Origin of the sequence: Limnothrix sp. FACHB-881, assembly GCF_014698135.1 — a bacterium.
Classification (GTDB): domain Bacteria; phylum Cyanobacteriota; class Cyanobacteriia; order CACIAM-69d; family CACIAM-69d; genus CACIAM-69d.
Genome location: NZ_JACJSN010000002.1, coordinates 201,393 through 215,539, shown reverse-complemented (window position 1 = coordinate 215,539; position 14,147 = coordinate 201,393). Strand labels below are relative to the sequence as shown.

General features: G+C 54.8%; 14 protein-coding genes and 1 tRNA gene. 4 read left to right on the top strand and 11 right to left on the bottom strand.

Annotation, left to right across the window (positions count from 1 at the left end; genetic code table 11):
* Positions 1-126 precede the first annotated feature (126 nt).
* The 6 genes from H6G52_RS03395 to H6G52_RS03370 form a co-directional block, all read right to left on the bottom strand.
* Complete coding sequence (locus tag H6G52_RS03395) at positions 127-390, bottom strand: type II toxin-antitoxin system RelE/ParE family toxin (protein WP_190526438.1); 264 nt, start codon at positions 388-390, stop codon at positions 127-129.
* Positions 387-620 (bottom strand): hypothetical protein, encoded by a 234-nt coding sequence (locus H6G52_RS03390; RefSeq protein ID WP_190526436.1) that lies wholly within the window; start codon positions 618-620, stop codon positions 387-389. The genes H6G52_RS03395 and H6G52_RS03390 overlap by 4 nt, the downstream gene beginning before the upstream one ends.
* A gap of 84 nt (positions 621-704) precedes the next feature.
* A complete protein-coding gene (locus H6G52_RS03385) occupies positions 705-2,972 on the bottom strand; it encodes a tetratricopeptide repeat protein (RefSeq protein WP_242026162.1) in 2,268 nt (755 codons plus the stop codon).
* 13 nt (positions 2,973-2,985) lie between these two features.
* On the bottom strand, positions 2,986-3,192 hold the full coding sequence (locus tag H6G52_RS03380) for a DUF2283 domain-containing protein (protein ID WP_190526432.1): 207 nt from the start codon (positions 3,190-3,192) through the stop codon (positions 2,986-2,988).
* On the bottom strand, positions 3,176-3,451 hold the full coding sequence (locus H6G52_RS03375) for a DUF4258 domain-containing protein (protein ID WP_190526430.1): 276 nt from the start codon (positions 3,449-3,451) through the stop codon (positions 3,176-3,178). Before H6G52_RS03375 ends, H6G52_RS03380 begins: the two co-directional genes overlap by 17 nt.
* 100 nt (positions 3,452-3,551) lie before the next feature.
* Positions 3,552-3,965 carry a hypothetical protein gene (locus H6G52_RS03370; protein ID WP_190526428.1) on the bottom strand — a complete coding sequence of 138 codons (414 nt, stop codon included), beginning with the start codon at positions 3,963-3,965 and terminating at the stop codon, positions 3,552-3,554.
* Positions 3,966-4,108: 143 nt separating this feature from the next.
* Here H6G52_RS03370 and H6G52_RS03365 point away from each other — a divergent pair, with 143 nt between their 5' ends.
* Positions 4,109-4,564, top strand: a complete 456-nt coding sequence (locus H6G52_RS03365; RefSeq protein WP_190526427.1) for an SRPBCC family protein — start codon at positions 4,109-4,111, stop codon at positions 4,562-4,564.
* Positions 4,565-4,626: 62 nt separating this feature from the next.
* Here H6G52_RS03365 and H6G52_RS03360 read toward each other — a convergent pair whose 3' ends face one another.
* On the bottom strand, positions 4,627-5,037 hold the full coding sequence (locus H6G52_RS03360; RefSeq protein WP_190526425.1) for a hypothetical protein: 411 nt from the start codon (positions 5,035-5,037) through the stop codon (positions 4,627-4,629).
* A gap of 95 nt (positions 5,038-5,132) precedes the next feature.
* Between H6G52_RS03360 and hslO the strand changes: the two genes are divergently transcribed.
* A complete protein-coding gene (gene hslO, locus H6G52_RS03355; RefSeq protein WP_099533461.1) occupies positions 5,133-6,035 on the top strand; it encodes an Hsp33 family molecular chaperone HslO in 903 nt (300 codons plus the stop codon).
* An 87-nt stretch (positions 6,036-6,122) separates the two neighbouring features.
* Positions 6,123-6,195, top strand: a tRNA-Ala gene (locus H6G52_RS03350).
* Between the two features lie 287 nt (positions 6,196-6,482).
* Here H6G52_RS03350 and H6G52_RS03345 read toward each other — a convergent pair.
* The 4 genes from H6G52_RS03345 to uvrC form a co-directional block, all read right to left on the bottom strand.
* Positions 6,483-7,619, bottom strand: a complete 1,137-nt coding sequence (locus tag H6G52_RS03345) for a hypothetical protein (RefSeq protein ID WP_099533460.1) — start codon at positions 7,617-7,619, stop codon at positions 6,483-6,485.
* Positions 7,620-7,887: 268 nt separating this feature from the next.
* Positions 7,888-8,439 (bottom strand): GNAT family N-acetyltransferase, encoded by a 552-nt coding sequence (locus H6G52_RS03340; RefSeq protein WP_099533492.1) that lies wholly within the window; start codon positions 8,437-8,439, stop codon positions 7,888-7,890.
* 39 nt (positions 8,440-8,478) lie between these two features.
* The gene (locus H6G52_RS03335; RefSeq protein WP_190353592.1) at positions 8,479-8,853 is read right to left on the bottom strand and encodes an STAS domain-containing protein; all 375 of its coding nucleotides are present in this window, start codon (positions 8,851-8,853) and stop codon (positions 8,479-8,481) included.
* A 431-nt stretch (positions 8,854-9,284) separates the two neighbouring features.
* Entirely contained in the window at positions 9,285-11,447 is a 2,163-nt protein-coding gene (gene uvrC / locus H6G52_RS03330; RefSeq protein WP_190526423.1) for an excinuclease ABC subunit UvrC, read from the bottom strand.
* A gap of 313 nt (positions 11,448-11,760) precedes the next feature.
* On the opposite strand from uvrC, the gene H6G52_RS03325 reads away from it, so the two are divergent.
* Positions 11,761-13,929, top strand: a complete 2,169-nt coding sequence (locus H6G52_RS03325) for a calcium-binding protein (protein WP_190526421.1) — start codon at positions 11,761-11,763, stop codon at positions 13,927-13,929.
* Positions 13,930-14,147: the final 218 nt, after the last annotated feature.

The window sequence follows — 14,147 nt, the reverse complement described above, 5'->3', positions numbered from 1 at the left end:
CGCCATTGACGACCATTCCCACGAAGTCGTTGGGCCGCGATATTGCAGCGGTGCGTAGGGCATGAAGGAATTATCGGGAATCAAGGGAGCGTTGCCTCACGCACCCTTGTATGAGTGGAAAAGCGCTCAGGATTCGTAGATGTCGCGGCGGTGGCCAATGCGATCGATTGTGATCACTCGAATGACGCGATCGACTTCATAAATAATCCGATAATCGCCCACTCGGAGTTTATAAAAACCTGCTAGGTTTGCGGAGAGGGGCAGGGGCTGAATTTGGGCAAAGTTATCAGCTAGCCATTGAATTTTGCTGATTACTCGTTTCTGAATTGTTTTGGGCAACTGTTCAAGGTCGATGACGGCTTGTGGGTCGTATTCAACCGAATAACTCATGGTTGGTCGAGTCCTAAACGGGCCATGACTTGTTCGGCGCTGAGGGGTGTTGTTTGACCCGATTGCCGCCGATCGCGCTGTTGCAAGAGTGCTTCAGCCAGGCCGGGCTTGAGCGGTAAATCGGCTTCGGAGTCCGTGAGCATTTCTGCGAGGACTTCTTGGATGGTTTCCCGCAGCAAGCTTTTAAATAAGTCCGTGAATTCTTCGATCGTTAAGTCTTTAATTTGCATGATTTTGCCTCTTCTAGGGCGATTGTAGCTGTTAGCCCATGTCTAACAATTCCTTTGCTGAGATTGGTTGGGCTACAACATCATCTACGGGCGATCAGAATCGAAGAGGCGACGGAGCCAGCGCCGCCAGGCCCGCCACAGACGCACCCACCATGGGGAACGGGGTTTTAGGGTGGGGATGGATGGTGATGTTTGCAGAGCCTGTGTGACTCGCTGGTAATTTTGCTCGGCTATTTCGGCGTAGTGATGTTGACCGAGCTGGCGAAATAAATCCCGAGCCATTGCAAAGTCTATTTGGGCTTCTGCTAGACACCCCATTTGTTTTAGTGCCAATCCACGCTTATCAAGCGAAGCAGCTTCTCCTAGCTGGTCTTTAATTGTGTAGTTAACATCTAGGGACTGATTATAAAAGTTGATTGCTCGCTGATATTGGTGTAGAGAGTGATAAGAACTGCCTAGATATCGAAGAAGATTTGCTTTTTCCTTGGGATGGCCTATCGAAGAAACAATTTTCAACGCACATTGATACGAATCAACTGCATGTTCATATTCTTGGATCTTTTCATACGCAATTCCCATATTCTTAAGAGATATTAGTTCACTATTTAAATCATTTATTTTACGAAAAATTCTTATGGCACGAGAGTAGAGTCTGATCGAAACCTTATACTTTTCAGTGTGAAGAGCTAGAATTGCTAAATTTCCTAAAATTTGGGCTTTTTGCTTAAGATTATTGTTTTTTCGCGAATTTCTCCAAAGTTCATAGTGAAAGGCAAAAGACTTCTGATACTCGCCCAAGTTGCAAAAGCAAATTCCCAAATTCATTCTACATAAAAACTCTTGATCTTTATCTTGAATGTTCTGGGATATTTCTAATGCTTTTTGATGCATCAAAATCGCTTTTGCATGATTTCCCAATGATCCATGGTTGATGCCCAAATTAGTGAGGCATCTGATTTTTTGATGATTGCTTCCAATCCTTCGAGCTATCAATAATGATTTTTGACATAACTTAATTGCTACCTTGTATTGCATAAGACGTGAATATGCGATTGACATATTTAGCAATGCAGAGATTTTTAACTCCGGCTTCTCTTGAATTTTAGAAATAGAATAAATATGGAAATTTGATTCAATATAGTTACAAATGTCGTTGTTTGTTTGACAGTCATCAATTTCTACAGCCTGTAGGAGAAAGTAGTTTAAAGCGAATCGATGGGCCTCAATCAAGTCCGGTTGTTGGCGCTGCACAAATTGCTGGACGATCGGTTGCCAACGATAGACAAATTGGCGCGGCGCATCGGGATCAGTCAGCGGCAAACAGTCTTGAATCAGGAATGATCGCCCCGCCAACTCCGGCAACAGGTTTGGGTGATCCTCCGTTTCCAACGCAAACGCCACCCGCAGCGCACAGAGCCGCCCCAACCAGTCCCGCAACTCCGGCGACAACCGCTCAAAACTCCACTGCAAAACCGTTTCCAGCGTCGCTTGTGGATCGTCTCGATGAGGGGCAGTGATCGTGAAAAAATCCGCCGGTAACTTAGAAATGTGTGGATCGTCCCCCTGCTCCATCTTCAGAAAACCCGCCGCCAACCCCAAAATCAAAGGATAGCCATGCACCCGTTCCGAAAAAGCCTGCAAATCCGCCTCAGCGCCCCGAATCCTCCGTGCCCGCAGGAAACTAGCTCCCTGAACTGGATCAAAGCCCTCCGCCAGGTCAAGCCGCCGCTCCGCCATCCCCGCCGGTAAATCGCGACTGGTGAGCAGAACCCAGCCAGCTCCGCTACTTTGTTGCCACCATTGTTGCCAAAAAGCCTGATAGTCCGCCGGTAACTTTCCCAACTCCAGCACTGTTTCCAGGTTATCTAGCACCCACAGCAGGGGCTGCTCGCCTAACGCCTTAACAAGATCTGTCACCAGGGCTGCTTCATCAAGCCGTTCCGCCCGCTCCTGACTAGCCACGCCAAAGTGGACGATCGCCCGCCGCGCCACCTCCGCAAACCCCTGACCCCGCCCCAAATCCGTCCAGAGTCGCCCCGCCCAGGGTTCCGCTGACTCGGAGCGATCGAACCATTGGGACGCGAGGGTGCTTTTGCCCGCTCCACCGGGCCCCACAATCACCGCCCAGCGATCGCCCTGCTCCTTCCGCCACCCATCGAGCCGCGCCAACTCCGCCGTCCGCTCAATTTCACCGGGCGATCGCCCCGGCCGCAAATCCGACTGGTCAAATGATTGCTGGGCTGCGAAATTAACGATGACATCGCCACCCGCTGTGATGGTTTGGACTGCTTGGACGGTGCTACGACCATCCGTGTTGATTGTGAAAGAGCGCTCGCCGGTTGGCTCAGTCATGTTGCACCAATGGTTATGCCTTCAATAACACAGGAATGCTGGCCAATCCTGGCTGCATCCATTGCTTTTTAGATGCATTCAACAACTCGATCGAGACGGGTTCTCCACCTTCCCCATAGCTAACAATAATTCCACCGGGTTCTGCGATCGAATCGATCGGGGGAGAGTCTTGCAAAATCAATAGCAAAACATCGGCTTCGGGGTCATAACGAATCTGCATCGGTGTTTTCCTGCCAATAGCGTTTGACTTGACTTGTCCAATAGACCGTGATCAGCCGTCGCTGCTGATCATCATCGACAAAGGGCACACGTAGCAGCCCATCAGCATAGTGTGATTGAGCAATTTCCACGGGTGAATCATCGGGCACAATTTGCTCTGGTGATTCGGCAACTGTTTCCACATCTTGGCGAGTAATACCCTTCCGTTTCTCCCATTCCTGTTGTCGTTCTGTTGCGTGTTTTGTCCAGATCAATTCCATAGAGCAGTCACCGTTGTCTTAGGGGAAGGTTTGAAACCTACCCCTACCGAAATTGTGGAAGATTGAGAGACAAAACCGCTATATCTAGGAATAAAAATTACTAGAAATTGATATTGACATCCCCATCAGCTTGAATGCTGCCAATGGCTTTAACCGTGCTTTGGTCGCTGGCAATCACATTTACACCAGCATGATCGGCTTGTTGTTGGGCTTGGGATTGGGCTTGCTGCACCAAAGGGCGCAATTCCTGGGCGATCGCCCGCACTTCTTCAGCAAAGGGCGGATCGTTCACCAATTCCGCATCGAGAATTGCCACCGCTTGAACATCGATCGCCCCCGTTGGTGTTTCCGGTAGGGCGGGCAACTCCGGGCGGCGGGCCAGGCGATCGCGGATTTTGCGCCACAGGGTTTGCAGCTTGGGCAGGGCTGCTTCGGTCAGTTTTCCGGCTCCGGCGGCGATGAAGCCATCCACGACCATTTCCAGCAACTGAGCGGCGGTTAATTCAATCAGCATAGATTTGTGAGCAGGGCGATCGACCCTTTTAATCTAGCCCTTGCACCCGGATCAAGGTGATCGCCACGACCGAGAGCCAGAGTGCTATCGTAGGCATCGGTTGAGCGTTTCACCGGGCGATCGCAACAGCCCGCCAATTCCCCATGACCGACTGGCTCGAACACAGCGTTCAAGTAGAAGTTCCGGTTCCGATCGAGCATGTGTGGAGCCTTTGGTCTGACCTAGAACAAATGCCCCGCTGGATGAAATGGATTGATTCGGTGCATATTTCCGATGCGGATCCGGAAATTTCCATTTGGCAGTTTGCTTCGGGAAATTTCCGGTTTGATTGGAAGTCGCGAATTGTGCGGCTGGTGGATAACCAAATTATTCAGTGGGAATCGATCGACGGGTTGCCCAACCGGGGAGCCGTGCGGTTTTACGATCGCAAGGGCAGCAGCATCGTCCGCATGAGCATCGCCTACGACATGCCGGGGATCGTTGGGCAGTTGATGGATCGGCTGTTTTTGGGGCGGATTGTGGAATCGACGCTACAAGCGGATTTGGAGCGCTTTCGGGTCTATGCCGAACAGTCCTTGCAACAAACGGGCCCCACTTAAAGCCGCTTTAGGGGTGATTGGGGCCGGCGCAACTGGTGTTTGGAGGCCACTGAGCAAAGGCTCTAGGTGGCCATGCCCGATCGCACGGTGCTGTTCTGGCGGCTGAGATAGGCCTTCAGGCGCAACAAACTGGTCACATGACCTAACCGCAAGGGCAAAATCGAGATCCCTTCAACGCGCGATTGCAGCCATCCATCGCCCCAATGCCATTCGTGGTGGCCATCGATCGCCCCGGCCAGAATGAGCGAGAGGCCCCGATCGTTTGCCCACTGAACATGATGCTGAATTTCCAGGGGCCCCAGCCAACTGGTGTAGGTCGTGCCGGTGACCAGGCGATCGGGCAAATTTGCCGAAAACCGCTGGGGGCCAATCCAATGGGACCATTTGCTAGGGCGCAGAATGCTATCGCCAATTAGGGTTGCGGAAGCTTCGAGTTCAATGCGCAACTGGGCTTGTTGAAATGTGCCGAACATAGGCTTTGGGGTTCCGTAGGTTGTGCCGTGATTTGGACAGATCCAATGGATACAATGAATTAATAACGCAGGTTAAGAAATGTAAGGGTTTTGTCATGGGCGATCGTCTAATCCGAGCCACTGCCGCCGATGGGGGTATCCGCGCGGTGGGAGCCATCACCACCCGTTTGACCGACGAAGCCCGCGCCAGGCACAACCTATCCTACGTAGCCACCGCTGCATTGGGTCGCACCATGACGGCCGGCTTGCTGCTGGCTGCCAACATGAAGCGCACGGAAGCTCGCGTCAATTTGCGCTTTCGGGGTGATGGGCCCTTGGGCGTGGTGATGGCGGATGCGGGCTGTGATGGCACGGCTCGGGGCTATGTGGGTAATCCTAGTGTGGAGTTGCCACCCAATGCCAAGGGCAAGCTCGACGTGGGCGGGGCGATCGGGAAAGGCTACCTCTACGCTGTGCGTGATTTTGGTTATGGCTATCCCTACTCCAGCACCACGGAAATTGTGTCTGGGGAAGTGGCTGAGGATGTGACGCATTACTTGGCGAATTCTGAACAAACGCCTTCGGCCCTTTCCTTGGGGGTGTTTGTGGAGCCAGACGGGGTAACGGCGGCCGGGGGATTGCTGATTCAGGTCATGCCGCAGGCCTCGATCGAGGATTCGGCCCTGGCGCTGTTGGAAAGCCGCATTGAAGCCCTTCAGGGGTTCACTCCACTCTTGCGGAGCGGCAAGTCTTTGCCCGAGATCCTGCAAGATTTGTTGGGGGATATGGGGTTGGAAATTTTCCCGGAAGTGCAAATGTTGCGATTCCACTGTGGTTGCACCAATGAGCGTGTGCTGCGGGCCCTGAAGACGTTGGGCGAAGATGAACTTCGGGACATGATTGTCAAGGACGGCGGCGCAGAGGCCACCTGCCATTTCTGTAATTCGGTCTATCAAACGGATGTTTCAGGTTTGGAGCAACTGATCCAAGAATTACGGGCCGAGGCGGCGAATTCCTAGATCAACGCCATTGGGGCAACTTTTTTGCGCAGGGGGCTTGCATCTCTCGGAAAATTTGCTAAACTTGGTTTCGCCGCACTACGGCGCGGGGGTTTAGCTCAGTTGGTAGAGCGCCTGCTTTGCAAGCAGGATGTCAGCGGTTCGAGTCCGCTAACCTCCACTCAAATCTCAACAATTTAAAACAACTTAAATCTTGGAAGCCACGGCAGTATTCTCGGCGTGTTCTTCAGGGCTAGAGTTTGGTTGATGGCTCTCGCCCTCGATTGCGCTGGGCTGGCTCTAGTGGGCTGTGGCGATCGGTTGGGGGCATGAAACCAGCTTGCAAACCACCGCCATCGATCGGGGCCAGGGGTCAAATTGACCGGCCCCGATCGGGCTAGTTGATCACTGGAACGGTGTTGCTGAGAGGGTTGGGTCTCAACGCGCCGGTCTGGATGTTATTTGCGATTATTTGCGATCGATCCAAACCTTCAGCGCTTCGAGTTGCAAACCATCACCCCGCAGACCGCAGAACTCGCCACCACTCAGCACATTGGAGTTGCCATAGCGGGCAAAGTGTCCTTGGTAGAAGAGTTGATAGCGATCGGCTTCGGGGCCCGTTAGCTCGATCGTGAACCCTTCTAGGCGGCGACTTTCGCGGCGGGATCCGACGTATTCCCCTTCACCCACCCAAGCCGTGTCACCGGTGCTTTGCAGGTGACCCATGTAGCGGATGCCCAAACCGGGAATCGGTTGCTTAAAGCGAATTTGCATCCCTTCGATGGCGCGAGATTCGCCGATGGTTCCAGCAAATTCCCGATCGCTGAAGGTGCGATCGCCAATGCCGCCGATGTGTACCATCACTTCCAATGCCACCGTGCCAACTGTCGAAGCCGTGGCCCCAAAAATTACATCATTGGCTTGTAAAGGTGCGACCGTTTGGGTGTTGGGGGCTTCGCGGGGAGCGGGGGCCGCTTGACCACCCACTTGCAGCTTGCCTCGGGACGCGGCCACGGCCAGCGATCGACCAAAGGAGCGGGCCACGGTGTCTTCCAGTTGCACCCAGCGATCGTCATCTAGGCGATCGGCCTCTTCCAACAGGGTCAAAAGGGCACAAAGGGGATGATTGCCCTTCACCAAGGAGATGGCCACTTGGGGCAAATTCGTGGGCACAGCGGTGGCCACTAGGCCGCGCACCTGTCGCGCTTGGGTTTGGCAATCTTCGAGGGCCCCTTGGGCATCGCTGCTGCCGCTGTAGCGAATGGACAGCAGGCGATCGAGCATGGCCAGCGCCTGTTGTTGAACCGCTTCCGGCGATCCAATGGGCATCAAGGAGCGAATAAAGGCTTCCAGTTCCCGCACAGAAACCAAGTTGGCCGGAATGGCTCCCCCTGTTAAACCCGCTTCCTTGGCTAGGGCGATCGCGCGATCGCGCAGGGTTTCAAAAACTTGTTGATAGCGGGCAGCTTCCTGGAGCAGACCGGCGCTGGGTGGCGTACCCAAATTGGTTAACTCACCGGCCGCCAGGGAAAGCCGGGTCCCCAAGCTGTTGTAGCTACTAGCGAGGGCGCTCAACTCTTGCAGCAGGGTGTCGAGGGCGAGCATAGGAAATTCAGTTTGAAGGGATTGAGTTAGTTGAATGGACTCCTGGGCAATGGTTTGGGGTATGCACAATTGGGGTGCGACTGACGATTCGGCATCTGTGATTCATCGTCTCTGATTCAGCATCCGTGATTCAGCATTCGCGAATCTTCGATCCCCAACCCGATCGATCTGATTCGATCAATCAGGCCAATTGTGCTGGATTAACCAAGCCTAGTGGAGCCAACGATAACCATACCACCGGCTCTAATCGGCCAATGAATTCATGAATTTATGAGTTTGTGTATAGGTTTGTGGAAATTGAGTTTGTGGCACTGGGTTGATGGGCGGTAATTGATCCACGGGCGATCGGTTTGCAGTAGAGACGATCGCACCGTGGCGTTTCAACCCCTTGGGTTAATTGATAGCCGCTGGTTTCATACAATTGCACGGCTGTTGCAAGGACGCTGGCGGTTTCCAACCAAGCAATCTGGAAGCCACGCCTAGCCGCAGCTTGCTCCAGTTGTTGCAACAGCCAGCGCCCCAAACCCTGACCACGGGCCAATGGAAGCAGATACATTTTGCGGATCTCAACCGCGCGATCGCCTCGGTCGATCGGATAGTAGGCTCCAGTGCCTACGAGCTGCGACCCTTGATAGATCACCCAAAATTCTCCCCCGGTCGCAAGATAACAATCTTCCACGGCCAGGACATCTCGATCGGCCCCTGTCGGTTCCCAAGGCAGACCATACTCCGTCAGCACAGTACGGATCACAGTTGCGGCAGCCGCCCGATCGCGAGGTTGCCAATCCTGAATCCGAAACCCCTTAAACACTGCTTCCATGGCATCTAACAGGCAGGATTCCAACCCAAGCGGTTTCCACTAGGCCGCCAAGGGATTAAAAGTCGGCTCCAGGGTCTGTTGTTCCCAAGCGGCCAATGCCGCCGCTTGCGATTCGTAGATGGGAAACACCCGATCGAGCTGAGCAATTTCAAACACCATCCGCACCGGATCCGAGGGCGCACAGAAGAGCAGCGCTCCACCCTGCTGTCGAGCCAATTTGAAACCAGCAATGAATGCCGAAAGACCGGAACTGTCGATTGAACTCACCTGAGATAAATCCAGCAACCAAACCGGGGCGGAAGTGTCCGTAGCGCTAACTTCCTGGGCCAGTTGCTCAAATTGTTGACGCAGATCGGCGCTGCTGTGGGTGTCGCAGCGACCTTGGAGTTCGAGTACATGAGGGCTGTACATCATGGGCACCATAAACCTTCCTAGAGAGCGAGCATTAACAACCGGCTCGGGGCCGGCCCCGTGTTTTGAGCCACGGGTCTATTCTGCTAATTGGAGGAGAGTGGAGGTGCGGCGGCGATCGCCCTAATAGGGTAATCGCGATCGCAAGTTACACGGGGCTAACTGGACTACCAAATGGGGCGCACCCCCGATCGTTGCCCGTTACCAAGGCTATTTTGTCAAGAGAGCGGCCCAACACACCCTGGAAAAGGTTCGGAGATTACGACCTGAGACGGGCGGTGATGGTTCCAGCCGCTGCTCCTCGATCGGGCTGTTGGCTCAGGGAGTCAAGGGGCTGAAACGTTGCGATCGACCCAGTTTTCTGTTGATGAACCCCAGCGGGACCCCCGGAGCCAGGTTGCGCCCGCTGCTGGGCGATCGGCTAAAGGCGGCAATCACGAAACTGTGCCGGTCAAATCAGTGCTGCCCAAGTCAGTGCTGCCCAAGTCAGTACTGGTCAAATCAGTGCTGGCCAAATCAGTGCTGGCCAAATCAGTCGGATGAAAGTACTCATAAATTTGTTGGGCCAAGTGGGGGCCAACGCCGGGGACTTCCTGTAACTGGGCGGGTGTAGCCTCGCGGATGTAGTCGATCGAGCGGAAGTGGGCTAACAATTGCTTTTGGCGATGGTGTCCCAAGCCGGGAATCTCTTCGAGGCGCGATCGCCGCATTCGTTCCGTGCGTTTTTGGCGGTGGAAACTGACCGCAAATCGGTGAGCCTCGTCCCGCAAACGGCGCACCAACTGCACCCCCGGCTGCTCTGGATCCGTGCGTAGGGGCTGGGATTCTTCGGGCAAAAAGATTTCCTCGCGTTTTTTGGCCAGGCTCACCACCCGCAGCTCATCCAACAAATCCAGATCCCGCAACACGGTAACCACCGCCGACAGTTGCCCCTTACCCCCATCAATCACAACCAAATCTGGCCAGTCTTGGGTTTGACGCTCACGTCCACCCAAAACACTCAATGCCGCATTGGGTGCGCTACGGGGTTGGTGATCGCGGAATCGCCGCCGAATGGTTTCCGCCAAGCTGGCGAAGTCATCGGAGTGGCCGGGGCCAATTTCGGGGTTCCGAATTTTGTAATGACGGTAATGTTGCTTGGCAGGCAAGCCATCCACAAACACCACCCGCGAGGCCACCGCATCGGATCCCTGGATGTGGGAAATGTCATAGCACTCAATCCAACGGGGCAAATCGGGCAAGTCTAAGAGATCTGCCAGATCCTGGAGGGCGGCTTGGTTTCGATCGCTGCTGCGTTGGGTGCGGGCTAACTCGTAGTCCGCGTTGCGGGCCACCAGAGCAATCAAGTCCGCTTTCAGTTGCCGTTGAGGGGTTTCGATCGCCACCTTGCGGCCCCGGCGCTCACTCAGCCAGTCCGCTAGCCAAGGCCCGTCGGGCAATTCGTACTGCACCAAAATCTCCGCCGGAATTTCAACGGATTCCACGGTGCTGTAGTGCTCTTCGAGGGCCTGTTGCAAAATTCGCCCCAAAACGCTGGGGGCAATGGCTGGGGCCATAACTGGCAGAATAGCGGATTCGGTTTCGGCAGCACCCTCGGTCGCGGCTGGGGCGATCGCTTCGGTGACAACGGGCGATCGGGACTCGGATGTTATGGGGGCCGTGGTGGTCGGTGCGGGAATTTCCGCCACAAAACCCAACCGCCCCACCAGCCGCCCGGCCCGAATTTGGAACAGTTGAATGCAAGCATGGCGATCGCTCGTGGCCAGGGCGATCGCATCGCGAGAAACCCGATCGTTTGGCAGCTCCACCTTGCGATCGGCCCCCAACTGTTCCAAGCCTCGCAGTCGATCGCGCAACTGAGCCGCTAGCTCAAAATTCAGTTCCTCCGCTGCGGCAATCATCTGCTGCTGGAGTTGCTCCATCAACTCGCCCGATCGCCCCTGAAACACCATGGCCACCTTCTGCACCGTTTGGCGGTAATTCGCTGGTGTAATCAAACCCTGACAAACACCCGGGCAGCGGCCAATGTCGTAGTTCAAGCAGGGGCGATCTCGAAACAAGGGCTTTGGCCGTTGCCGCAAGGGAAACAAACGCTTCACCAGCCGCAACGTTTCCCGCAAGGCCCGCGCATCGGTGTAGGGGCCGTAGTAGCGATCGCCGGGTTGGCTCAGCTTGCGTTTGCGGGTAATGAACAGCCGAGGATAATCCTCCGACCAAGTAATGCAGAGATAGGGATATTTCTTGTCATCCTTCAGCAGCGTGTTGAAGTGGGGTTGATGCTGCCGAATCAGGTTGGCCTCCAAGGCCAGGGCTTCCGATTCCGTATCGGTAACGATGAATTCAATCTCCGCCACTTGCCGCACCATCAGCTCCAGGCGCGGACTGTGCAGTTGCTCCCCGATCGGCTTGTTGGACTGACCCTGAAACGGCCGGAAGTAAGAGCGAACCCGCGATCGGAGGCTTTTGGACTTGCCTATATAAAGGATGCGATCGCGATCATCCTTCATGAAATAAACCCCCGGCTCCCGAGGCAACTCGGCCAAGCGGGTCACCAAACGGGGGCGATCGTGAATGAGCAACCGTTGATTAACGCCCATGCTGACCCGAATTTCATCAAAATCATCCCACCCCTGTACAATGCCCCATAACCTGAGCCACGATCTCCACCGCCTCTCCCAATTTTCCTGTGAATCTTGGGGAACCCATTGGAGAGCCTAGTCGTCAAGGGCTTCAGCTAGACAGTATCAGTCAACCTAAGGTAAACTTGCGCTGGCTGTACGAGTCTTTTTGGCAGTCTCAGATCAACAGAAAGCTCATAAGCTGCCTGTCACTGGATGCAACGCTGAATTGTCGATCGTTTGGTACAAGCACAGACATACAGCTACAGCAAATTTCAGAGGAGTGGAATAAGTGACTCAGTTCGGCAACAACCTACCCAACTTTTTGATTGGGTCTGGCGTAGATACCCTAATCGGTCTGGGGGACTCTGACTCGCTCGTCAGTAGCACCGCCGGCCGTAACGTAATTTTCGGTAACGCAGGCGCTGACTCGCTGATCAGCCAAGGTGGCGCTGACACCATCTACGGCGGTCAAGGCAACGACATCATCCGCAGCCGCGGCGGCTCGCTGCTGTACGGCGATCGCGGCAACGACACGATCGTGGGTGAGGCTAGCTCCACTGGCATCATCGGCGGTTCGACTGCTGGTGGCGGTGACACCGTATATGGTGGCGAAGGCGATGACTCGCTGGTTGCTAACTCCGTTGGCCCTTCGTCCCTGTTCGGTAACCAAGGCAACGACGTACTGGTAGCTGGCAATCGGGCCGACACCCTGTACGGTGGTCAAGGCAACGACACCCTGACCTCGACTGTTGGTGGCCTGCTGTACGGCGATCGCGGCAATGACAGCATTGTTCTGAGCGGTTCCGGCGTTGCTGGTGCAACCACGGTTTACGGTGGCGACGGCGACGATGCAATCACCGGTGGTGGCCGTACCCTGCTGTTCGGTAACCAAGGCAACGATACGATCACGGCTGGTGCCGCTGACTCCGTATACGGTGGCTCGGGCGCTGACGTGTTGACCGCCAGCGGCTCGGGTGCCTTCATCTCTGGCGACCTGGGTAACGATATCCTCCGCAACACCGGTGCTAACAACACCCTGGCTGGTGGCGAAGGCGACGACACGATCACCTTTGACGGTGGTGCTGCCTTCTCGACCGCGTCCGGTGGCGGTGGCAAGAACTTCCTGCAAATCCTGCCCACCATCACGGGTTCGGGTAACGTGCTGATTGCCGGCAGCCTGGGTGACACCCTGGTCGGCGCTGGTGCGAACACGATCCAAGGTGGCGCTGGTGATGACTCGCTGGTCTCCCAAGGGTCGAACGTCACCCTGGTGGGTGGTGCTGGTCGCGACACCTTCAACGTGTTGGCCGGTGGCGCAATCTCCGGCTTCAACCCCGGCGAAGGCGACACGATCCTCTCGGGTACCGCTCCCTTTACGATCATTGCTGGCAGCACTGGCTTGTACCTGACTGGTACTCCGAACCGTGACACCCTGACCGGTGGCGCTGGTAACGATACCCTGGAAGGTCTGGGCAACGCTGACGTGTTGACCGGTGGCGCAGGCGCTGATGTGTTCCTGTTCCGGGGCGCTCAGATCCGCGATGTTGCTTCAGTCACCTTCAATAACAACACGGTGATTGTTAGCGGCACCATTGGGGCTGGTACGCTCCCGGCTGTTATTCAAGAAGTTCAGTACTTCACTACCTTCCCGAACCCTGCTCACGGACAAGTACCCGCTAGTGGTCAGACTGGCACCTTCGCTACCTTTAGTTTTGGTGCTGGCACGATCAATCCCACCGGTGGTGGTGCTGCTGGTACGTTCATCCCGCCGGCTTACGGTGTGCTTCCAACTCTCAGCTACGGAACTACTGGCGGGATTGGAACCCGAATCACGCCAACTTTTGGATCGCAGTTTGTTGAGCCTGCTGTTGCGCAGGTTGTGCCTCTATCAGGCTTCGGCTACGCCCTAAGTGGCTTCGACACCATCACTGACTTTGAGTCGGGTGTTGATCAGATTCGACTGGAGGGTCGCCTATTCAGTAACGGCGCTAGCTTCCCGAATGCTAACGCACCCGGTGCCTTCCTCTCGGTTGCTTCTATCTCTGGGACTAATGTTAGCAACCTTGTCAATAAAACTGAGTTGCTAATCTACGCGCAGGATAGTGGAATCCTGTATGGCCGGGCAACTGCTGGTGGAACTAACACCAATACTGCGGGTACAGGACTCGGTAGCCAGTACGTTTATGACCCTACTCCAATTCCAGTAGTGGGCACGTTTACGGACATTAACACTGGTGAAGGCACTAACGCCTTGATTGCCACAGGAGCTAATAGCGGTACCTTGATTGGTACAGCTCAGTACTACATTCTGCCGCAAGTACCTATTTCGGGCATTGCTTTCAGCAATAGCGGTACGATTGTAAACAGCAGTGTTCTGCCAATTCCGTTTGCGCAAGTGCTCAAAGGTGGCGCACCTGTGACCAGCCTAACCTATGGCAGCGATATCGTGATCTTCTAAGGTTTGGCAGATTGACTCTCAAGGCAGGACTTCGACTCTGCCTTTCCTCCCCAGCTCGGATTCCGGGTCTGGGGAGTTTTTCTTTGGGTGCGTAGGGACGATCGCCCGCTTAAACCGTGTCAGAAGGTAGGCAGCAGTCGTTGGGGAAAATGTTAGAAATTGATCAGGGTTCTGAAATATTTGCAAATTTAGTCAAGCTAGCTATATTTTTGACGCGG